Consider the following 22,474-nt stretch of genomic DNA (forward strand, 5'->3'; position numbering starts at 1 on the left):
TCCGGCCGTCAGGGCCACGCGCCCCCGAGGGACGGCCCGGGTACGGCCGGCAGGCGGGCCGTGACGGTCGTGCCCCGGCCGGGCTCGGAGGCGACGGCGCAGGTGCCGCCCAGCTCGGCCGCCCGCTCCGCCATCGAGCACAGGCCGACCCCCGCTCTGCGGTCCGCCGGGAGCCCCACGCCGTCGTCGGCCACCGTCACCCGCAGCTCGCCGTTCCGGTGCAGGGTCACCCGCACGCGCCGCGCCCGCGCGTGCTTGCGCACGTTGGTCAGCGCCTCCTGCACGATCCGGTAGGCCGCCACCTCCGCGGCGGCGGGCAGCCCGGCGAGGTCGCCGGTCACCTCGACCTCGGCGACCGACTCCGCCCCGGCCGCCAGGCCCGGCCGGGCCTCCTCCACCAGGGCCCGTACGGCTCCCGCCAGCCCGAGGTCGTCGAGCGCGGGGGGCCGCAGGCCGTACACGAGCTGGCGGACGTCGGCGGTGACGGTGTCCATCCCCTCGCGCAGGTCGCGCAGCAGCGTGTCGGCGGCGTCGGGGGAGCCCTCCAGGGTGACCCGCGCCACGTTGAGCGTCATCGCCATCGACGCCAGCGTCTGCCCGAGCCCGTCGTGCAGGTCGCGGCGCAGCCGCCGCCGCTCCTCCTCCCCGGCGGTCAGGATGCGCTCGCGGGAGCGCTGCAGCGCGGTGGTCAGCAGCACCGTGTGCGCCGCGTCCGCGACGTACGGCGCCAGCACCGCGATCACCCGCTCGTCGTGGGCGGCGGGGAACCGGCGGCGGCCCGGAGGCCCGATCAGCATGCGGCCGACCGGCTCGCCGTGCCACACCAGCGGCATCTCGCGCGCCACCGGGCCGACCCGGCCGCTGGTCGTGGTCTTCCCGTCGATCTCCCCGCCGATCCGCACCGCGATGCCGGTGACCGACAGGCCGTCGCGCAGCACGTCCAGGGCGGTGAGCAGGGCGTGCGCGGGGTCGGCGTGCGGCAGCCGCCGCCGGAGACCGGCGGCCAGCGCGTGCGGGTCGCCGCCCCTGCCGTACAACGCGTGGTCGGCCAGGCGCTGCAGGCCGCGGCGGATCGGATGGAAGAACGCCCCGGCGAACAGGGCCGCGGCCAGCCCGGCGAACCGGTCGACGCCGGACAGGACCAGGCTGGAGCCCGCGCCCACGAGCACGTAGACGGCGGCGACCACGCCGACCAGGCCGGCGCCGACGAGGGCGCGGCTGATCAGCGTGTCGATGCCGTAGAGCCGGTACCGCAGCACCGCGACCGCGATCGCGGCCGGCACCAGGGGCAGCGTCAGCGTGGCCGTCCACCAGACCGGATAGCCGATCACCCACGGGACGACCAGGCCGGCCATGGCGACCAGCGGCCAGAGGATCTGCCGGCGCTCGATCCCGTCGGCCCGGTGGAACCGCACGACGAGCGAGGAGAACGCCAGCGCCATCCCCACCGCGACGACCATGTGCAGGCCCTGCCGGGTGTGCTCGTAGTACGGCGCGAAGGCCGCCACCTCCAGCGCGTTGCCGCCGGTGCGGACGCTCGACGGGGCGATCCACGAGCACAGCCAGTCGAGGCCGAGGGCCGTCGCGGTGATCGCTCCGGGCACGCACCACCGCTTGGACAGGATCCGCCCGGTCGGATACAGCAACGGCAGCAGCACGCCGAGGGTGTACGTCGTGAGGTTCCACACCCCGTCGGCGAACACCCACAGCGGGTGGACCAGCGGGTGCCCTCCGTTCAGGACGAGCAGGGCCGCCGTGTTGGCCGCCAGGATGTTGGCGGCCGAGCCCAGGCCGCCCAGGCACAGCAGCCAGCCGAGCAGCAGCCGGGGCCGGGAGATCACCAGCAGCGCCCCGAAGATCGGGAACGTGGTGCCGGCCACGTCCTCCGGGGCGAACGGCAGGGGGTTGTAGGGGGACGGCGGCAGTCGCGCGGTCACCCAGATGTCGCCGATCTCCAGGGCGATCGCCGCGCACGCGACGGCCACCGCGACGGCCGGGCCGTACGCCCGCACCCGGGCGGGCCAGTCGAGGGCGCGCGGGTCGAGCGGCGGTCGTGCCACGGGCGGGAGCTCCTTCTGGTCGTGCACCGGCATGCGGGGACCGTAGAACGCGCGGATCGACGCTCACTGGTCGCCGGATCAACGCCGGATCAATGGGAACGACGACGCGCGGGCCCGGTTGGTTCGCTCTCACACCCCCTCGTAACCCCTGTGAAACACGGACGAGGCAGACTGGTAGACACGTCGTTTTGTGAACTCCGAGAGGTACGCCTTGGACCGCCAGCAGGAATTCGTCCTCCGCACGCTCGAAGAGCGAGACATCCGGTTCATCCGGCTGTGGTTCACCGACGTGCTCGGTTTCCTGAAGTCGGTGGCGATCGCGCCGGCCGAACTGGAGGGCGCCTTCGCCGAGGGCATCGGGTTCGACGGCTCGGCGATCGAGGGCTTCTCGCGGGTCTACGAGTCGGACATGCTGGCCAAGCCCGACCCCTCGACGTTCCAGATCCTGCCGTGGCGCAGCGAGACGCCGGGCGCCGCCCGCATGTTCTGCGACATCCTGATGCCGGACGGCTCGCCGTCGCACGCCGACCCGCGTTTCGTGCTGAAGCGGACGCTGGCCAGGGCGGCCGACATGGGCTTCACCTTCTACACCCACCCCGAGGTCGAGTTCTTCCTGCTGCGCAACCGGCCGGAGAAGGGCAGCAGGCCCGAGCCGATCGACGAGGGCGGCTACTTCGACCACACCCCGCACAGCGCGGGCCACGACTTCCGCCGCAACGCGATCATGATGCTGGAGTCGATGGGCATCTCGGTGGAGTACAGCCACCACGAGGGCGCCCCGGGCCAGCAGGAGATCGACCTGCGGTACGCCGACGCGCTCACCACCGCCGACAACATCATGACGTTCCGGCTGGTCATGAAGGAGGTGGCGCTGGAGCAGGGCGTGTGGGCCTCGTTCATGCCCAAGCCGTTCACCGACTTCCCCGGCTCCGGCATGCACACGCACATGTCGCTGTTCGAGGGTGACCGCAACGCCTTCTACGAGCCCGGCTCCGACTACCAGCTCTCCAAGATCGGCCGATCGTTCATCGGCGGCCTGCTCCGGCACGCCGCGGAGATCACCGCCGTGTGCAACCAGTGGGTGAACTCCTACAAGCGGCTGTGGGGCGGCGCCGAGGCGATCGCCGGAGCCGGCGGCGAGGCCCCCTCGTACATCTGCTGGGGCCACAACAACCGCTCCGCGCTCGTGCGGGTGCCGATGTACAAGCCGCACAAGGGCGGCTCCACCCGCATCGAGTTCCGGTCGCTCGACTCCTCCTGCAACCCCTACCTCGCCTTCGCCGTCATCCTGGCGGCCGGGCTCAAGGGCATCGAGGAAGGGTACGAGATGCCGCCGGGGGCCGAGGACGACGTGTGGGCGCTGACCAGCGCGGAGCGGCGGGCGCTCGGCATCCAGCCGCTGCCCCAGTCGCTCGACGAGGCCATCGTGGCGATGGAGCACAGCGAGCTCGTCGCCGAGACGCTCGGGGAGCACGTCTTCGACTACTTCCTGCGCAACAAGCGCTCGGAGTGGCAGGAGTACCGCCGCCAGGTGACCGAGTACGAGCTCGGCCGCTACCTGCCGGTGCTGTAGCCGCCGCATTGGTCTCCGCGTCACGGCGACGTTACAGGTTGCAAATCTTCCCGACACTCCCGTCTGTTTAACTGTTTCCTATGCCGGAACAGTAAAATCGGCACACTTGTTGCGACCCTTACGGGTGAGCCGTATCGACGTGACTCAGGGAGGGCGTGGCCATATGACGGCGGCTGCGGGGCTGCAGACCGTTCTGACCGTACCGAAGCGCTTCCGGGGACCCGAGGGCACCGCCAACGGCGGATGGATCGCGGGCACCCTCGCCGGCACGCTGACGGGGGCCGGTCATGACTCGCCGGTGGAGGTCACCCTCCGCAGACCGGTCCCGCTCGAAACCGGGCTGACACTCGAACAGGTCGGCAACGCCGTCGTCCTGAGCGGCGGCGAGAGTGGCGGTGAGAGCCATCTCGCCGAGGCCATCCCCGTCGCGGAGCCGCTGACGCCGCCGCCGTTCGTGTCGTTCACCGGCGCGGCGCGGGCGGAGGCGGGCTTCGCCGGGCGGCACGGCCACGCCATCGCGGGCTGCTTCGCCTGCGGGCTGCGCGAGCCGGGCGACGGCCTGCGGATCTTCCCCGGTCCGGTGGACGGCACCGACCTGGTGGCCGCCGGATGGCGGGTGCCGTTCAACGTCACCGACGAGCAGGGCGTCGTCCCCGGCTCGATCGTCTGGGCGGCGCTCGACTGCGCCACCGGGTGGGCGCACCACCGCGGGTTCACCGGCGAAAGGCCCACCCGGCCGCCGCTCCTCGGGCGGCTGACCGGGCAGGTGTTCCGCCGGGTCTACCCGATGGGCCGGTATTCCGTCGTCGCCCGGGCGACCGGCCGCGAGGGCCGCAAGATCTTCGGCACGAGCGCGGTCTACGAGGTGGACGGCACGCTGGTGGCCGCCGCCCAGGCGACCTGGATCATCCCGAAGTGACCCAGGTGACCCAGGCGATCAGCCGGCGGTGAGACGGGCGGCGACGAGCGCGGCGCAGCGGGGATCGAACAGGATCGTGTAGTGGTTGCAGCCGGGGACGACCTCGTCGCGCAGCCCCGGCAGTTCCGCCTGCCACCGCGCGGTGAGGTCGTCGGGCAGCAGCCCGACGTCCTGGTTCAGCAACCCCCTGGGCGCGCGGAGCAGGAGCGGCCCGGGCCCGATCGCCTTCAGCGCCGCGCCGATCTCCGCATGTCTCGTCAGCGGCCAGCGGCCGTCCTGCCGTACGGCATCCTCGCGGACGCGTGACCGCACGGCGCCGTCCGGCCCGGTGGCGTCGTAGCGGACGTACTCCTCGACGACCGGAGACCAGTTCTCCGCCAGCGCGGGATGGGCGCGGAACAGGTCGAGATACGCCTCCACGTCCGGGAAGGTCTGGGAGAGCCGGGCGATGGCGGGGCCGAGCGTCGCCGCCATCACCTCGTCGGGGTCCGCGCCCGGCGGGAGCGGCAGCGGGAGTCCGCCGTCCACCAGGACGACCCGGGCGTAACGCCATCCGCCGTCCCGCGCGGCCCCGGCCCGCGCCGCCGCGTGCAGGGCGGCGACGTAGGCGCCCATCGAATGCCCGGTGAGCACGCTGGTGCCGTCCGCGCCCACGTGCTCGGCCACCAGTTCCAGGTCGTCGGCGTGCCGGTCCAGGCCGTACGGGCCGGGCAGGCCGGCGCTGTGGCCGCGGCCGCGCAGGTCGGCGGCGATCAGCGACCAGCCGGGCGGCAGCGCGTCGCCCACCGCGCGCCAGGACATGAGGGAGGCGCTGATGCCGTGCGCCGCGATGATCAGGCGAGGGCCGTCGCCGAACCGGGCGATCCGCAGCCGCCCGCCGGGGACGGCGACTTCGTCGAACTCCATGAGCGGACTGTACGGTACGGCCGGTCAGGTCTCGCCTGTCCTGATACGTGTCCTTAAGCTGCGCGCTATGGGTGAACGTCTGCTCGTCATCGAGCACGAGGCCGAGGCGGGCCTGGGCTACTTCGCCGGTTGGCTGGAGGCCGCCGGCGTCGGCGTCGAGGTCGTCCGGCCGTACAAGGGAGAGGCGGTGCCCGCGACCGCCGGCGGCGGGCTGCTCGTCCTCGGCGGCGCCGCGGCGGCGTGGGACGACGAGGGGTATCCGTGGCTGCCCGCCACCAGGGACCTGCTCGCCGGTGCGGTGGACGGCGGCGTGCCGGTCCTCGGCATCTGTCTCGGCGCCCAGCTCATGACCCTGGCCTGCGGCGGGACCGTCGAGCGCGGCGACGCGGGCCCGGAGATCGGCCTGGGCGAGATCGAGCGGCTGCCCGAGGCGGCGGACGACCCGCTCCTTTCCGCGCCGCCCGGCGGGACGTCGTCCCCGGGAACAGAGCCCCTGCGGACGGTGCAGTACCACTACGACGCGATGACCACGCTGCCGCCCGGCGCGGTGCGGCTCGCGACCGGCGCGCGGTACGCCAACCAGGCCTACCGGCTCGGCGACCGTGCCTGGGCGGTGCAGTTCCACCCCGAGGCCACGCCCGCGATCTTCACCTCCTGGGCCGAGAGCGGCGATCTTCCGCCCGAGGCGGCGGCGGAGCTGAACGCGCAGGTCACGGCGGCCGGGCGGGAGCTCGAACAGACCTGGAGGCCGCTGGCCGAGGCGTTCGCGGCCCAGGTGACGCGGTTGTGACGCGGCCGTGACGCGGCTCTGACCTGCCGTCCCGCCGCGCCGGAGAGGCGGGGGAAGGGGCGCGGGCAAACCGCGTGATGCGCCGATTACGCAGAGAAACCACTAAGGACGCCGCACAACCCATCGGGTTACCGTGTGCGCGAGCCCGGCACGCGCCGAGCTGTGACATCCATGGACGCCGGGAGGCGTCCGGTCGAGAATCGGGTCCCGAGGGGGGACCGATCTCTGCGAGGAGGCGTCCATCCCTGTGTACGGTTACTGGGAAGGCATGTCTCGGGGGACCGACGTGATCGACGTCGGGGTGGAGGAAGGAACGGTGAACGCGGCGCCGCGGATACAGACGACGGCCGGGCGCCTGGCCGCACTGGGATTCGCCGACGGCGCGCGGGCCGAACGGTTGCTCGACGACCTCGGCCCCGAGGCGGTCGGCGATTTCGCGCTGCTCGACGACCTGGTCAGGGCGGCCGACCCCGATCTCGCGCTCACCACGCTGAGCCGCCTGGTCGAGCGGGACCCGAGCGTGCTCGGCACGTTCCGCGACGATCCGGCCCTGCGCCGCAGGCTGCTCGGCGTGTTCGGGATCAGCGCGGCGCTCGGCGAGCACGTCGTACGGCACCCGGACTGCCTGGCGGTGGCCGGGTCGCCGCAGTGGCCGGTCGCCCGTGAGCTGTGCGAGGAGATGCTGCTGGCGGTCGGGGCGGACCCGGACGACGCCGAGCCGGTGGCCGGCGGGGCCACGGCGGGCGCGGCCGAGCCCGGCGCGACGGCCCAGGCGATGGACGCGCTGCGCGTCGCCCACCGGACCAGGCTGCTGGACCTGGCCGCCCGTGACGTGACCGGCGAGTGCACGCTCGCCGAGACCGCCGCCGCGCTGGCCGACCTGGCCGCCGCGGCGCTCGACGCCGCCCTCGCCATCGCCCGGGCGGAGGTGGCCGACGCCGGCGACGTTCGGCTGGCCGTCATCGGCATGGGCAAGTGCGGGGCGCGCGAGCTGAACTACATCTCCGACGTCGACGTCGTGTTCGTGGCCGAGCCCAGGGAGGGCGTCGACGAGACCAAGGCGCTGCAGATCGCGACGCGGCTCGCGCAGGGCATGATGCGGGCCTGCTCGGCGAGCACCCGTGAGGGCGCACTGTGGGAGGTGGACGCCAACCTGCGGCCCGAGGGCAAGATGGGCCCGCTCGTCCGCAGCATGGAAAGCCACCTGGCCTACTACCGCCGCTGGGCCAAGACCTGGGAGTTCCAGGCCTTGCTGAAGGCCCGGCCGGTCGCCGGTGACCTGGAACTCGGCCAGCAGTACGTGGCCGCGGTCAACGACCTGGTCTGGCAGGCCGCGGCGCGGCCCAACTTCGTCGAGGACGTGCAGTCCATGCGCCGCCGGGTGGAGGCGCACGTGCCGGTGGGCGACGCCGACCGGCAGATCAAGCTGGGGCCCGGCGGGCTGCGGGACATCGAGTTCGCCGTCCAGCTCCTGCAACTCGTGCATGGCCGCTCCGACCCGCTGCTGCGCCGCAGGGCGACGCTGTCGGCCCTCGCCGCCCTGTCGCGGGGCGGCTACGTCGGGCGTGACGACGCCAAGGCCCTCGCCGAGGCGTACACCTTCCTGCGGCAGGTCGAGCACATGCTCCAGCTGCACCGGCTGCGCCGCACGCACATGGTGCCGTCGGACACCGCCGACCTGCGGCGCATCGGCCGCGGGCTCGGTATGACGACCGACCCGGTGGGCGAGTTCACCACCACCTGGAAGCGGCACGCGCTGGAGGTGCGGCGGCTGCACGAGAAGCTGTTCTACCGGCCGCTGCTGCAGGCCGTCGCCCGCCTGCCGGAGTCCGAGGCCCGCCTGTCCACGGCCGCCGCCACCGCGCGCCTCCAGGCGCTCGGGTACGCCGACCCCGAGGGCGCTTTACGGCACATCGCCGCGCTCACCAGCGGCGTCTCCCGCCGCGCGGCCATCCAGCGCACGCTGCTGCCGGTCATGCTCGGCTGGTTCGCGGGCGCCCCCGACCCGGACGCCGGCCTCCTCGGGTTCCGCCAGGTGAGCGACAAGCTCGGCAGCACGCCGTGGTACCTGCGCCTGCTGCGGGACGAGACCGCCGTGGCCGAGCGTCTCGCCCACCTGCTCGGCACCAGCAAGTACGTCACCGGCCTGCTGCTGCACGCCCCGGACGCGGTCGGCATGCTGGGCTCGCCCGCCGAGCTCGCCGTACGGCCGGCCGCGACGCTGGCCGGCGAGGCCGCCGCCGCGGTGGCCCGCTACGCCGAGGACGCCGAGACCGCCGTCGCCGCCGCCCGCGCGCTGCGCCGCCGGGAACTGCTCCGTACGGCCTGCGCCGACCTGTCCGGGCTGATCGACATCGAGGAGGTCGGCCAGGCGCTCTCGTCGCTCAACGACGTGACGATCCAGGCGGCGCTGGGCGCGGCGATCAACAAGGTCACGCTGGAGCGGCGGGAGTCGTTCCCGACCCGCGTCGCCGTGATCGCCATGGGCCGCCTCGGCGGCCTGGAGAGCTCCTACGCCAGCGACGCCGACGTGATGTTCGTGCACGCGCCGCTGCCCGGCGTGGCCGAGCGGGACGCGACCGACGCGGCCCACGCGGTGGCCGAGGAGACGCGCAGGCTGCTCGCGCGGCCTGCCCCCGACCCGCCGCTGCAGATCGACACCGGGCTGCGGCCGGAGGGGCGGCAGGGGCCGCTCGTCCGCACGATCGCCTCCTACAAGGCCTACTACGACCGCTGGGCCTCGCATTGGGAGGCGCAGGCGCTGCTGCGCGCCCGGTTCTGCGCGGGCGACGCCGACCTCGGCCGGGAGTTCACCGCCCTCGTCGATCCGCTGCGCTACCCGGAGGGCGGCATATCGGTCGACGCGGTACGGGAGATCCGCAAGCTCAAGGCCAGGATGGAGGCCGAACGGCTGCCGCGCGGCGCCGATCCGGCCCTGCACACCAAGCTCGGCAGGGGCGGGCTGACCGACGTGGAGTGGGTGGCCCAGCTCATCCAGCTGCGGCACGCGGGAGCCGTACCGGCGCTGCGCACCACGCGCACGCTGGACGCGCTGCGCGCGGCGGCGGCGGAGGACCTGCTCGACCCGGCCGACGAGGCGGTGCTCGCCGAGGCGTGGTTGTTCGCCTCGCGCATCCGCGACGCCCTGATGCTGGTGCGCGGCCGGGCCGCCGACAGCATCCCCACGCTGGTCAAGGAGCGACTGCTGCTCGCGCGGGCCCTCGGCTACCCGCCCGAGGGCACCGAGGACTTCGTGGAGGACTACCGGCGCGCCACCCGGCGGGCCAGGACCGTCGTGGAGCGCGTCTTCTACGAGGGCTGACCCCCGCCGCGCCCGGCTGGTCCCCCGTCTTTCGGGACCCGCCGGGCGCGGTCGCGGTCCCCCTTGTCCAGATCCCTTTCTCGGCCCGCTGTCTCCCGACGGGCCGGCACGCGCGGCCTGGCTTCGGCGGTCCGGCATGCCGTGGCGCCGCACGACCGCGGCTTCGTTTCAGGTTTCATTCATCCCGGAACCCCCGGCTGGGAGCCTCATTGAGTACGACTCATCTCCTGTCAGTGGCGGACCGAGAGAGGCGAACCCTGAGGTAGATCGTGATATCGGGGGAGGTAGAGCGCTTCCGGACCGCACCCCCGGCGCGCGGGGTCGGAAATAGGCATGCACAAGCGCCTTGACCTGCTTCGCTGATCACAGGGTAATTAGTACTCAAGCCACTGGGCCCCGGTGACCCGGCCAGGACGGCGACCGCGGGCGGAAGCTTCGAGGGCACTCGCCTGGCCGGCCTGTCCGGCGTCCCCGGCCCACCACGAGACGCGTCGCGCATTCCCTGGAGAAACACGTGAACCATCGTGACAAGCCGCGCCGACACGGCCGTTCCCCTCGGGCAGCGGTGCTGAGACCGCTTGTGACCGGGATCGCGGCGGCGGCGACGGCGGTCGTCGCCGCCGCCTCTGCGATCCCGGCACTCGCCGCCACGACGACCCTGTACGTGTCGCCCTCCGGAACCGGCAGCGCCTGCTCCTCCGCCGAGCCGTGCTCACTGGACGCGGCGCAGACGGCGGTCCGGTCGCAGAACGGCTCCATGTCCGGCGACATCGTCGTGCAGCTCGCCGACGGCGTGTACCGGCGCACGTCGCCGCTCAGGTTCACCGCCGCCGACTCTGGAAGCAACGGCTACCGGGTCGTCTGGCAGTCGGCGCCGGGGGCGCGCCCGGTCATCAGCGGCGCCAGGCAGGTCACCGGATGGACCGTCGCCGACTCCGAGAAGAACATCTGGAAGGCGAGTGTCGGCACCGGGATCGACACCCGGCAGCTGTACGTCGACGGCCGCATGGCCACCCGGGCACGTACCACGGTGAACCGGGCCGACTTCACCGCCACCGGCACCGGCCTGCGGTTCAGCAACAACGCGCTGAGCTACCTGAACAACCTGGCCGGCCAGAGCCGGATCGAGCTGCAGGGCATCGGCTCGTTCACCGACCGGTACGTGCCCGTGCAGAGCATCTCCGGCAACTTCATCACAATGAAGCAGCCGGCCTGGAACAACAACACCTTCGGGTACGACACCATCGTCAACCCCTACCGCAAGGGACCGATGTACCTGGAGAACGCGTACGAGTTCCTGGACTCGCCCGGCGAGTGGTACCTCAACACCGGCACGGGGGTTCTGTACTACATCCCGCCGTCCGGAAAGAACATGAACACCGCGGACGTGGAGCTTCCCCTCCTGCAGTCGCTGGTGCAGCTCGGCGGCACCTACGCCGCGCCCGCGCACCACATCACCTTCTCCGGCATCACGTTCGCCGGGACGAGCTGGCTGGGGCCCAGCAGCAATCAGGGGTACGCCGACCAGCAGACGGGGGCGTACATCTCGGGCGACTGGAACTGGCCGAGCAACGCGCTGTCGTCCTGCCAGTACGGGTGCACCCAGTTCGAGTCGGTGCGTCCGCACTGGAACCAGATGCCCGCGGCCGTCCAGGTGTCGGCGGCCAACACGATCAGCTTCGTCCGTGACCGGTTCCTGAACCTGGGCCAGACGGCGCTGGGCATTGGCAACGACGCCAACGCCCACGCATCCGGCGTGGGGCTGGGGGCAAGCTCGATCACGGTGACGGGCAACGTGTTCGCGTACAGCGCGGCGGGCGCGGTGGTCGCGGGCGGCGTGCAGGCCGACGCGCACCATCCGAGCGACTCCCGGATGGTCAACCGCGACCTCACCTTCACCAATAACCTGGTGCACGACATCGGCGTGGACTACCGGGGCATCACCTCGTTCCTGCCCACCTATGTCACCAACGCCACGATCTCGCACAATGAGATCTACAACATGCCGTACCTGGGGGTCGCCTTCGGGTACGGATGGGGCTCCAACGATGCGGGCGGCAGCCCCGACTACACCAACCGGGGCCTGTACAACTACCAGCCGCGGTACTCGACGGCGACCACCGCGTCGAACAACAAGATCACCCAGAACTACGTGCACGACGTCATGCAGCAGATGAACGACGGGGCGTGCGTCTACACACTGTCGGCCAACCCCGGCGGGCAGGTCAGCGGCAACTACTGCCTGAGGGCGGGCACGGGCCAGTTCGGCCTGTACTTCGACGAGGGATCCCGCTCCATCACGGCGACGAACAACGTCTTCGACGGCAGCTGGTGGATGTTCGCCCACGGCAACTACCAGGGCGGCAACAACACCGGCGCCCTGACGGTCACCAACAACTGGGCGTCCAGCAGCTCCACCGACGTGACGAACGGCGACCGCGGCAACACCGCCTACGGCAACACCACGGTCACCAACGGCAACTGGCCGACCGGCGCGCGGTCCGTCATGTCCGCCGCCGGGCTTGAGGCGGCCTACCAGGACATCAAGAACGAGACCGTACCGTCGCCGTCGCCGTCGGCCTCTCCCTCGTCCTCGCCGAGTCAGTCGCCGAGTCAGTCTCCGAGTCAGTCTCCGAGCCAGTCTCCGAGTCAGTCGCCTGGCGGCAGGGGGTGCGCCGCCGCCTACCGGGTCGTCAACGAGTGGCCCGGCGGGTTCCAGGGCGAGGTGACGGTGCGGAACGCCGGCGCCGCCGCCACCACCTCGTGGTCGGTGAGCTGGACGTTCCCCAGCGGCCAGACCATCACCCAGGTCTGGAACGGCACCCTCTCCCAGAGCGGGTCCGCGGTCACGGTGAGCAACGTCTCCTACAACGGCGCCCTCGGGGCCGGAGCCTCGACCACCTTCGGCTTCACCGGCTCCTCCAGCGGGAGCAGCGGCGCTCCGGCATCCCTGACCTGCACCGCCTCCTGATCTCATCTTCCGCGCCGGCGCCTGGGCAATCCGCCTCCCGGCGCCGGTGCGGCCGTTTCCGGGCGCATCTGGGCGTACGGCCGCAGGCGTGCGGCCTGACGGACGGACCATGGCGGCGGGCGTGTGCGGTCCGACCTGGATGGCGGCGGGCGTGTGCGGTCCGGCGGAGATCGCGGCGGGCATGTGCGGTCCGCGGGGATCACAGGGGACGGGGGTACCGCCACGGCTTCGGGCACCTCAACGGCTACGAGCCCGCGGTAGGGGATTACCGCCCTCCGGCGATGCTTGCGGCGATATGAACCATATGTGTGCGGATCGGAGCGTTGCCATCGCAGCCCGTGACGGTGTATCAACGGGGACGGGTGATCTCTTTGATCTCGTATTACGCCGATCTCGCCATCGGGCTGATCCTGGCCTTCCTGCTGCTGTCGCTTCTCGTCAGCGGTATCAACGAGGGCATCGTCAGGCTGCTCGGCATCCGCAGCAAGTTCCTGTGGGCCTACCTCCGCGACACCCTCGACGGCGCGGAGACGGCAGACGGCACCTCGCGGCTCGACCGGATCGTGGACGTGCTGAAGAGGCTCGTACGCCGGATCAGCACGCCGCTCACGGCCGCGCCGTCGCCGGGGGAGGGGCGCTCGCGCCTGCCGGCGACCGTGCTGGGGGTGTTCGCGCGGCTGCCGTTCGGCCGGGACCCGCGGCCCGCCTTCAGCCAGGAGCCGCCGCCCGCGCAGAGCCCGCCGCTCGCGCCCGCCACCGGGACGGTCGCCGCCGAGCAGATGATGGCCGCCGAGCAGGCGAGCGCCGACCAGGCGGTCGTACCGCAGGCCGCCACCGGATCACCGGACGGCGGCCCGGCGACGGGCACTGCAGGAGGCTCTGTGGGCGGCTCTGTGAGCGGCTCTGCGGGCCCTGTGGGCGCGGCGGTGGATCCCGCGCACTCCGCCGATCAGGCCGACCCTCTGGAGCAGGCCGTACTCACCCTGGACGCGAGCACCCTGGACGCGAGTGGCACGGACGCGCGCGTGGCGGACGCGACCGTCGCCGGTGGGGTGGCCGATGCGGCGGTGGGCGGGGTGGCGTTGCCCGGCGAGGGCAAGTCGATGGCCGAACTGCTCCATGAGCGCCTGCAGGAGATCGACCACTCCAAGCGCGGCCGGACGACCATCGCCGACATCCCTCCGGCGCGCTTCGCCGTCGCCGTCCTGGAGATCGCCACCGAGCACGGCGGCGTCGAGGTCCTCATGCGCGACCTCGACGCGCTCAACAGCCCGCTCTCCCGGCCGCTCAAGGCGGTGTGGAACAGGGCCAGCCACGACCTGGAGGCGTTCCGGCGCGGGGTGGAGGACTGGTTCGACGGGGAGATGGAGCGGCTCACCCTGCTCTACCGCCGCTACGTGCGCTGGGTCATCGCCGCGCTCGGCCTCGTCGTCACGCTCGTGTTCGGCCTGGACTCCCTGGAGTACGGCAAGACGCTGCTGCAGGACAACGCCTACCGGAGCGAGGTGACCGCCTTCGCCCAGTCGGGCCCTCAGGCGCTGGAGCCGCTGCGCGAGCGGTGCGCGCCCGCCCAGGACACCTACGCGTGCGTGACCGACGTGCTGAGCACCCCGGCGTTCGTCAAGATCTTCACGCACGCCCCCGTCAGCGTCAGCATGGACGCCGGCGGCCCGGCCTGGGAGTGGCACGCCGGGGACTGGTGGCGGCGTCTCTCGACCCCGGGCCACTGGCCGGGGCTGCTACTCACCCTGGTCGCCGTGCTGTTCGGCGCGCCGTTCTGGTGGGACATCCTGCGCCGCGTCAGCGGCATGCGCAGCCGATCCCAGGGCTCGTCCGGATGACCTTTTCCGGCTCGAAGGAGGACGAACCGCCGATGGGCGCCGACGTCACCCGCTCTGCCCGATGGCTCGTGACGCGTTACTTCGAGATGTGGAACACGGGGGACGCGTCGGCGGCCGACGAGATCCTGAGCCCCGCCTGGATCGACCACGCCCATCCCGAAGTGGCCGGGCCCGGCGGCGTCCGGCAGGCCGTCGGGCGGATCCGCCAGGCGCGGCCCGATCTCCGGTTCACGATCGACGCCGTTCTCGGAGACGGCGATCTGGTGGCCGTCACCGGAACCGCCGGCCAGGGGACGGCGAGCACCCGGCTCGTCTGGCTCGTCCGCGTGGAGGACGGCCTGCTCGCCGAGATGTGGACCTACCGCGACACCGCACCTGGACGGTAACCGGAGGCGGTTCAGTCGTAGTCGGTGCACACGGCGTACCACCTGTCGGTCAGGCGGTCGACGCTGGAGAAGGCGAGCAGCCCGGCGCCTTCACGAGGGCTGTAGGCGAATCCGCAGTCCTCCAGAAAGCCGCCGGAATCGGCCATCACCAGCTCGGTCACGCCGTCCTGCCGGAAAATCCGGCCCACCGTGAACAGCCCGACATGATCGCCTGTATTCTCCCAGAGCCTCTCGCCGCGCACGGACTCGACGTATTTCGTGAGGGCGGGTTCGGAGACCAGGAAAGCCGCCTTCATCGGCACGTCGAGTGCCGCCAGCGCGAAGGTGACAAGGGCGGCGAGGGGCGGCGCCAGGACCCAGGGGCTCCGCCGGTAGCCACGGAACAGGAGAGCCGCGAGCCATACCAGTCCGGACACCAGCCAGGCGGGTACCGCGGCCAGGACCAGCGGGAAGTTCCCACCAGGGGGTGTCGCGGCCATTAGGGTCACGATCGCGGTGGTGATCACCGGAATGGTGAGCGCCGCGTGCCGCCAACGGCTCCAGGCCCTTGAGTTCGCGATCGGAACCGGGCGCGTGGCCGTCCCGCTCGCCGAGCGGGGAGTGCCCGTCACCGGCATCGAACTGTCACCTCCGATGATCGAGCAACTGCGTACGAAGGCGGACGCGGCGGCGATTCCGGTGATCGTCGGTGACATGGCGACGGCCGTCGCGCCGGGGGAGTACGCGCTCGTCTACCTCGTCTACAACACCATCTCGAACCTGCTCACCCAGGCCGAGCAGGTCGCGTGCTTCCGCAACGCCGCCCGTCACCTCGTGCCCGGCGGCCGGTTCGTGTGTTCCGCAGCCCCCACCGCTACATCTGGCCGAGCGAGCTCGACCTCATGGCCCAATTGGCCGGCTTCGAGCTGGAGTCCAGGCAGGCGGACTGGGCCGGCGCCGAGTTCACCGCCGAGTCGCCCTCCCACGTCTCCGTCTACCGCCTCCCGCCGGACCGGACGGCGTGACCGCGCTCTCGTCCGCGACGCGCTTCGGCATCCACCATCTGCGGGTGGCGAGTGCCGCCAGCACGGCCCCGGCCGTGTTCAGGATGACGTCGTCCACGGAGCTCACCCGGCCGAGCCGCAGGACGTACTGAAGGATCTCGACGGTGAGGGATGCGGCGGCCGCGACGGCGGCGACCGCCCTGAGCGAGGCGAAGCGCGCCGAACGAACCGGGAGCATCGCACCGAGTGCCGCGAACACCAGGAGATTGCCCACGATCTGTACGAACGCCGCTCCCGGCGACATCCGCGTGATCTGATCCGCCAGGTCGACGAGGGGGGTCAACCGCACGCCCTGCCCCGCCCCGGGCGTGAGGATCATCCAGACCCATGGGGCGGTCCCGGCGACGGCGGAGACATCGGCGACGGCCGTTCGGCGGGGGAAGGGCTGCCCCCTCCGGGCCCGGCGGCGTGCGAGCACGAACGCGAGGAGAGCCGCGACGGGAAGGGCCACGACAGCCGCGACGACGACATGTCCCCACGCGTTCCATGCCTGCTGCACCCGATCATGATGGCAGGCCACTCCGGACGCGCGGGACGGGACGTTCGGCGATCCGCCCGTCCGCTCGCCATAGGGTGCGGGCCGGACCGCCCGGCCGGAGAGGAGCGCAACCGTACCCCTGCCGGGGTGCGGCGGACCCTGCCCTTCTCACCCTCGCGGTAGTTCCAGGGAACGGAACTGGAGCGAGGGTTGCGGCATGCGAGCCCCCGTGCTGGGGGTCGGTCCGGTTGTCACTGACCGGGAATGGGTCGAGGAGTGGTCGGACCAGCTGGGGAACCTGCTGTTGGAGATGGGCCGGGCCTTCCGGAGGGCGGATCTACGGCGGCGGGCGGCGGCCTGCGTGCGGGGGCTGCTGGGGCCGGTCTCACGCAAGAACGGCTGGCAGCGGGTTTTGAGAAACGGGGCGACTGTTCGGCCGGAGTGGCCCGGCAGTACTCCGGAACCGCCGGCGGTGTGGTTAACTGCCAGATCGGCGTGGTCGCCGCCTGGGCCACCGCGGCCGGGCAGGCGATGATCGATCGGGGACTGTACCTGCCCCGGCAGTGGATCGCCGATGAGGTCGGGCGTCAGGCTGCGCATATCCCGCCCGAGCGCGCCTTCGCCACCAAGCCCTGCCTGGCCGAGCAGATGATCGACCGGATCCTGCCCGCTCTGCCCGAGGGCGGGGTGCGTGTGGCCGCCGATGAGGTCTACGGCCGCGACGGCGCCTTCCGCGCGTTCCTGGAACGTCGTGGCCTGCCGTACGCGGTGGCCGTCCAGGCCAACCAGAGCGTCCTGGCCCGCCCGGGCTTTCGGCACATCGCCCGCTTGGTCGAGCGCCTGGCCGTCGAGGAGGACTGGGCCGAGCTACCGGCCGGCCCCTCCCAGCTCGATTCCCGGTGCTGGCAATGGTGGGTCCGCCGCGCGCGCACAACGTCACTCGACCGGATGCTGCCCGAGTCCGCGGTCGCGGGCGCGCGCGACTAGCGCCGCACGGTCGCGCGCCTGGAGCTTGGCGAGGATGGCGGCGACGTGGTTGCGCACGGTCTTCTCGGAGAGGACGAGCCTGGCCGCGATCTCGTGGTTGCCGAACCCCGCCGCCACGAGGCCGAGCACCTCGTGCTCGCGATCGGTGAGCTCTGGGAAGACCTTGCCCGCGGCGGTGAGCGGCCGTGTCGCGTATGCGGCGATCCGGAGGCCGACCTCTCCGCCGAATACGGTGCCGCCAGCGGCGACCACGAGGACGGCGCGGGTGATCTCCTCGCGCTCCGCGCCCTTGAGCAGGTAGCCGCGGGCGCCGGCGCGGACCGCGGCGAGCAGCCGCTCGTCGTCGGCGTGCATCGTCAGCACGAGCACCCCGAGGTCGGGGAAGCGGGCGGTCAGCATGGCGAGGGCACTGAGCCCGTCGACCCCGGGCATCTCAAGGTCGGTGAGCGCGACCTCGGGCGACAGTTCCTCCACGAGACGGACCAGCTCCGCGCCGTCAGCGGCCTCGCCGACGACTTCGACGTCGGGTGAGGAGGTCAGCGCCGCGCGCAGGCCGAAGCGGAACATCGGGTGGTCGTCGGCGACGACCAGACGCACGGGGGCGGATGCATCGACCGACGCGCTCATGCGATCGGCACCGCCGTCGGCACCCTCAGCGTCACCGTGGTGCCCGCGTCCGACGAACTGATCGCGACCTCGCCGCCGAGCTCGCGGGCGCGTGCCCGCATCGAGGCCAGGCCGATCCCGCCGCGCGGCGACCGGGACGGGTCGAATCCTGCGCCGTCGTCGCGCACGTCGATAACGAGGTTGTCGCCCTCGTCGCCTCGCACGCACACGTCGAGTTGCGTGGCGCCGGCGTGGCGGACGGCGTTGGTCACCGCCTCGGCCACGACCCGGTAGGCCGTCTGCTCCACCCTCGGCGGCAGCGCGGGCAGCGGACCGACCTCCACGCTGACCGGCAGGGTCGCGGCCACCGAGACGACCCCGCGCCGGATCGCCTCGGCGAAGCCGCGCTCCTCGAGCGCCACCGGCTGCAGGTCGTCGAGGATGCGACGCACCTCTGACACGGTCCCGGCCACCTCGGCTCGGAGCACCCCGGTGATCTGCAGCGCGGTCGTCGCACTGGGCGCCCGGATCGCGTCCTCCAGTCCGGCAAGCCCCAGTCCCATCCCCGTCAGGGCGGGCCCGAGCCCGTCGTGCAGCTCGTGGCGGAGCCGTTCGCGCTCCCGCGTGCGGGCTTCCATCGCGGCATCCCGCTGCGCTTCCAGTTGTTCGGCCAGGCCCCGCGCGTGGAGCACGGCGGCCACCTGCGCGGCCAGCGCGGCGAGCATCCGTTCCTCGCGCCGTGCGAACCCCTCCTCCGGCCATCTCGGCGCGACCTCGAGCACGCCGAGCGGCATGTCGCCGACCGCCAGGGTGGCGCTGAACGCCGTGGCGGGAAGCTCGGCGTCGGGCTGCAGGTCGCCGCTGCACGCGATCATCGATCGGGAGGCGTCGCGGATCCGGGCGCCGGGGGCGTCGACCGACCGCCGCACGGCGGCGAGTACCGCGGTGAGCAGTTCACCGTCGGTGTCGGCCGGCGCGCCGACGTGCGTGCCGATCTCGGCTACGATCCGCACCGGATCCGCCCGTGGTGACGCGTTGATGCCCAGCAGGCGATAGCGCAGCACCGCGATCGCGATCGCCGCCGGCAGCAGGTACAGGCTCGTGACCTGGGCGATCTGGGCGACCAGGCTGTCGCCGAGCAAGTTCACCACGATGATGAGGATGACGCTGCCGAGCAGCCACGCGAGCTGCTGGCGTCGCGGCGCGGCCGACCTGGCCAACCTGACGATCGCGAGCACCCAGATCGTCGCCGCACCGGCCAGGTACACGACGAAAGACACCGCGCCGAGCGGGCCGTCCGACGGCTGCCCCGCGAGCCAGTGCAGCTGGATGAGCACCGCGCCGAGGGCGACGACGCCCACCGGCCACCACCAGGTACGTCCGGGCGGGCGCCCGGTGGGGAAGAACGCGGGCAGCGTGCCCAGCATCGCCATGATGCTCCATCCGCCGACCAGGGTGAGGACCAGCCCAGGAGCGCGTGCCATCCAGTCGCGCGCGGCCGCTGCGGGGCCGAGCCATCCGGCCGCGGCGAACGCCTCCTCGGTCAGCGAGAGCTGGGTCACGGTCCCGACGACGAGGAGGAGCCAGCCGATCGCGTTGGCGGGGCGGAGCCAGGCGAGGAGCGCACCGGCGACGGACCATCCGACACCGACCAGCGTGCCGGCCAGCGCGAGCGTGAGGGGGAGCCGTGCGCCGTAGGCGGCCGCGGCGAACCCCTCGGCCGCCGCGCCCGCCAGGCCGGCCACGCCGACGAGCACGGCGACTGCGCCGACGGCGGCTCTCGGGACCCACATGGGATCAGTCTGGAGCCTGCGCGCCCGGGACGCCACGGGCCAGTGTCCCGTTCGGCCGGGCACATCGCCCGAGTCGACGGGTTCCCTCGCCCTGTCCCGGGGCGCCCCCGCGCCGCGACGCTGGTCGAGCACGACCCAGTCCACCAGTTCATGATCCGAAGGAGATCCCATGTCCCTGTCCGCCGAAGCGTTTCAATCCGCACCCGCGTCACCCACGCGAGTCCGTCGCCACATCGCGTTCCGCATCATCGTCGCCGCGATCGCGCTGCTGCTCATAGTCGGATTCGGCGTGTGGCTGTCGATCCTCACGCCGTGGGTGAGCTTCGCCGACACCACAGACCACGGCTGGACCCGCACGCCGGAACTGCACCGGACGGCCGACACCGTGAGCGCCGCGGCCATGGGCGCGGTCGGCGCCGCGGGCATCGTCCTCGCCGTACTGCCGCGCCGGCGGTCGGCGCTCACCGCCTGGTTCGTCGCGATGCTCGCGGCGTTGGGCATCACCAGCGTGGTCTCGTCGGTCATCCAGGGTCACGACCTCGTCGGCGCCGCGATCTTCGCGGTCGGATGGCTCGCGCTGCTCGTCGTGCCGACCGTGCTCCTCGCGCCCGACCGCCGCAGCCTGCCCGCGGGCGGTGTCGCGTCGGAGGACCGACCGCGCGGGCTGCTCCTCGCGGCGCTCTGGGCGCTCGTCGTCGCGGGAGCCCTCATCGCGGTCGGCGCGATCGTCTGGCGGCTCGCCGGCGGCATCACCGAGAACCCGCGCGAGGACGACGTCATCGGCTTCGTGCTGCTCGGCCTCGCATTCGCGCTCGGCGGGGCGCAGTGCCTCCGCGCCCGCGAGAGCTGGCGCACGCTCGCGATCATCCTGGCCGCGGTGACGGCGTACACCGTCGTGGCAGGGGTGTCGCTCGCGCTCGGCTGACGTTCTGCGTGGGTCGAGTAGCGCCGCAGGCGCGTATCGAAACCGACGGCTGGGTCCGACGAACCCGCCCGCGTGCTGCGCTGGGGCACCCAGATCGACACCAGGCCGATCACCATGAACGGCGAACTCTCCGACCAGACCGTCGCCGACTAGTCGCCACCAAGGCCGCCGAACGCGTCGGCACCCTCGACCGACGCCCAACTAGAACACTGGGCTCGAAAACTTTGACCTCCCTGCTCGCTGGCCCCGTCAACAATCTTCTGGCCAGCAACACCCCCCCCAGCCGCCGCGCTGACCGGAGTACCTCTGGCTCGCGGGAGCACAAGGCGATGAACCGGAACTACTTCAACGCGTTCACCTGGAAGCCGGCCCTCGAAGCCGCGGGAGTCATCCCGGTCCGTGAGACGGGCACGCGCAGATGGACCGAGAGCAGGGAGGAGGGGTTTCACGCCCTGCGGCACCATTTCGCGAGCGTTCTCCTGGCGGACGGCGTCGATATCCGCAGCCTCGCCGAGTTCCTCGGCCACGAGGACCCCGGGTTCACGCTGCGGACCTACACACACTTCATGCCGTCGGTGGAGGAGCGCAGGCGAAAGGCCGTCGAGCGTGCCCTCAACGGCGGGACGGTCGACGGCCTTTCGCGGGAGGCCTGAGTGCCCTGTGTGTGCCCTGGCGGCTCAACCGCCAGGGCACACAGGTCAGAAGCTCAGGGGCTCACACGTCGTAGATCTGATTCGTCCTAGCGGCTGGCCTGGGGCGATTGCCCGGCTCATACCGTGAGCTGGGCTTTCAGTGTTCGCTGGTTCTCATCATTTCGCGCTGCTTCTGGCGCTCGTGTGCCCTGGCTGTGCCCTGCGAGCCTGATAGGTCTCGCCCGCCTAAAGAATGTCAGTGCCCTCGTATAGCCTGCTTCGAGTCACGCGGGTGTCTGGAGGGTAGCCGTGAAGCCGAGCGAGTTGCGCCGCAGGTCCCAAAAATGCTCCTGTCGACTGTGCTTCTACTGCGAGACCGAACTAGGGCGGCACGAGCATGACCACTTTCCGGTCCCAAGGTCGGCGGGCGGTACGAGAGTCGTGCCGACATGCCTCGACTGCCACGACTATAAGGACCGCATCCCCGTGCACAAATGGGGCATGGACGCTTCGTGGACCGCGCACAAGGAGTTGTTCCAGGAGTTCGACCCATCTCGATACGACGGCCTGTACGGGGACGATCTGTTAGATGCCTTGTGGAAAGACTCGTCACTGAGCGAAACAGCAGTTATGGCCCGGTGGAACTCGCTCACTCCCATCGCCAGGGTTCTCTACGCGAAGATGCGTGCCACTCGCGAAGTGGACCTGCGATAAGGTAGCTGCGCGGTCCCGAGGTTTCGGGAGCGCCGGAACGTCGCGCAGTCTGGCAGCGCACTTGACCCCGGGTCAAGGGGTCGTGTTTGCAACTATGCCCTGCGCCATCCGTTGTGCGGTCTCCGCGCGCTCGCCTTGTCCTGATCTCTCGTCTGCCCTCGACCCATCGCGAAGCGACAGCGGGCCGGGGACGGAGGGTCAAGCCCTGCCTCGCGTGTACCTGCTCCCGGTGACCTTCCTCGCGCGCTGGTTGCCCTGCCCGCACGGCTGGGCTTGACCTGGAGGAGCCGGGCTGCTGGGCTCTGCCTGGGTCGATGGCAGGCGAGCGATCAGGCTTCCACCCCAGCCACCTACGGCGTGATCCGTGCGCGGCCCTCTGGCTCTCGGAGTCGGAGGCCCCGGGGTTTGGGGCAGCGCCCCAAGGTCCTTGCCCTTGCTCCTTCCGTCCGTTCCCCTCCGCTCTCTCTTCCCTTCTTCTCCCGTCTGCCAGCGTCGCCCCCTGGTCTCCGGGTTCTTCGGCATCGTGGT

General features: G+C 71.9%; 16 protein-coding genes and 1 pseudogene. 11 read left to right on the forward strand and 6 right to left on the reverse strand.

The window, feature by feature from the left end:
* Positions 1–8: 8 nt before the first annotated feature.
* Positions 9–2,093 (reverse strand): sensor histidine kinase, encoded by a 2,085-nt coding sequence (locus tag OG344_RS20595; protein WP_405084478.1) that lies wholly within the window; start codon positions 2,091–2,093, stop codon positions 9–11.
* A gap of 178 nt (positions 2,094–2,271) precedes the next feature.
* Between OG344_RS20595 and glnA the strand changes: the two genes are divergently transcribed.
* Together glnA and OG344_RS20605 are read left to right on the forward strand one after the other, a co-directional pair.
* A complete protein-coding gene (gene glnA / locus OG344_RS20600; RefSeq protein ID WP_327049555.1) occupies positions 2,272–3,633 on the forward strand; it encodes a type I glutamate--ammonia ligase in 1,362 nt (453 codons plus the stop codon).
* A gap of 163 nt (positions 3,634–3,796) precedes the next feature.
* Complete coding sequence (locus tag OG344_RS20605; RefSeq protein ID WP_405084479.1) at positions 3,797–4,552, forward strand: hypothetical protein; 756 nt, start codon at positions 3,797–3,799, stop codon at positions 4,550–4,552.
* Between the two features lie 18 nt (positions 4,553–4,570).
* Here OG344_RS20605 and OG344_RS20610 read toward each other — a convergent pair whose 3' ends face one another.
* Complete coding sequence (locus OG344_RS20610; protein WP_405084480.1) at positions 4,571–5,458, reverse strand: alpha/beta fold hydrolase; 888 nt, start codon at positions 5,456–5,458, stop codon at positions 4,571–4,573.
* Positions 5,459–5,525: 67 nt separating this feature from the next.
* On the opposite strand from OG344_RS20610, the gene OG344_RS20615 reads away from it, so the two are divergent.
* From OG344_RS20615 to OG344_RS20635, 5 genes are all read left to right on the forward strand, one after another.
* Positions 5,526–6,248 (forward strand): type 1 glutamine amidotransferase, encoded by a 723-nt coding sequence (locus tag OG344_RS20615; RefSeq protein WP_405084481.1) that lies wholly within the window; start codon positions 5,526–5,528, stop codon positions 6,246–6,248.
* A 268-nt stretch (positions 6,249–6,516) separates the two neighbouring features.
* Positions 6,517–9,570, forward strand: a complete 3,054-nt coding sequence (locus OG344_RS20620; protein WP_405084482.1) for a bifunctional [glutamine synthetase] adenylyltransferase/[glutamine synthetase]-adenylyl-L-tyrosine phosphorylase — start codon at positions 6,517–6,519, stop codon at positions 9,568–9,570.
* 565 nt (positions 9,571–10,135) lie between these two features.
* A complete protein-coding gene (locus OG344_RS20625; RefSeq protein WP_405084483.1) occupies positions 10,136–12,541 on the forward strand; it encodes a cellulose binding domain-containing protein in 2,406 nt (801 codons plus the stop codon).
* 362 nt (positions 12,542–12,903) lie between these two features.
* On the forward strand, positions 12,904–14,382 hold the full coding sequence (locus OG344_RS20630) for a hypothetical protein (RefSeq protein ID WP_405084484.1): 1,479 nt from the start codon (positions 12,904–12,906) through the stop codon (positions 14,380–14,382).
* Between the two features lie 32 nt (positions 14,383–14,414).
* A complete protein-coding gene (locus OG344_RS20635; RefSeq protein WP_405084485.1) occupies positions 14,415–14,768 on the forward strand; it encodes an ester cyclase in 354 nt (117 codons plus the stop codon).
* 11 nt (positions 14,769–14,779) lie between these two features.
* On the opposite strand, the gene OG344_RS20640 is transcribed toward OG344_RS20635, so the two are convergent.
* On the reverse strand, positions 14,780–15,247 hold the full coding sequence (locus OG344_RS20640) for a hypothetical protein (protein ID WP_405084486.1): 468 nt from the start codon (positions 15,245–15,247) through the stop codon (positions 14,780–14,782).
* A 10-nt stretch (positions 15,248–15,257) separates the two neighbouring features.
* Between OG344_RS20640 and OG344_RS20645 the strand changes: the two are divergent.
* Positions 15,258–15,772, forward strand: a pseudogene (locus tag OG344_RS20645) (class I SAM-dependent methyltransferase).
* On the opposite strand, the gene OG344_RS20650 reads toward OG344_RS20645, so the two are convergent.
* A complete protein-coding gene (locus OG344_RS20650; protein WP_405084487.1) occupies positions 15,711–16,310 on the reverse strand; it encodes a VanZ family protein in 600 nt (199 codons plus the stop codon). The pseudogene OG344_RS20645 and the gene OG344_RS20650 overlap by 62 nt on opposite strands.
* A 243-nt stretch (positions 16,311–16,553) precedes the next feature.
* Here OG344_RS20650 and OG344_RS20655 point away from each other — a divergent pair, with 243 nt between their 5' ends.
* Positions 16,554–17,276: a transposase gene (locus tag OG344_RS20655; protein WP_405084488.1), complete on the forward strand. Its 723-nt coding sequence runs from the start codon at positions 16,554–16,556 to the stop codon at positions 17,274–17,276.
* Here the strand turns inward: OG344_RS20655 and OG344_RS20660 are convergent.
* Positions 17,226–17,903, reverse strand: coding sequence for a response regulator transcription factor (locus tag OG344_RS20660; protein WP_327044953.1), 678 nt, complete (start codon positions 17,901–17,903; stop codon positions 17,226–17,228). The two genes, OG344_RS20655 and OG344_RS20660, sit on opposite strands and share 51 nt — an antisense overlap.
* A complete protein-coding gene (locus OG344_RS20665) occupies positions 17,900–19,675 on the reverse strand; it encodes an ATP-binding protein (protein WP_405084489.1) in 1,776 nt (591 codons plus the stop codon). Before OG344_RS20665 ends, OG344_RS20660 begins: the two co-directional genes overlap by 4 nt.
* Before the next feature lie 169 nt (positions 19,676–19,844).
* Between OG344_RS20665 and OG344_RS20670 the strand changes: the two genes are divergently transcribed.
* On the forward strand, positions 19,845–20,600 hold the full coding sequence (locus OG344_RS20670; RefSeq protein ID WP_405084490.1) for a hypothetical protein: 756 nt from the start codon (positions 19,845–19,847) through the stop codon (positions 20,598–20,600).
* 329 nt (positions 20,601–20,929) lie between these two features.
* Entirely contained in the window at positions 20,930–21,253 is a 324-nt protein-coding gene (locus OG344_RS20675) for a tyrosine-type recombinase/integrase (RefSeq protein WP_405084491.1), read from the forward strand.
* Positions 21,254–22,474 lie beyond the last annotated feature (1,221 nt).

It is taken from the genome of Microbispora sp. NBC_01389, from assembly GCF_045040095.1.
Taxonomy (GTDB): domain Bacteria; phylum Actinomycetota; class Actinomycetes; order Streptosporangiales; family Streptosporangiaceae; genus Microbispora.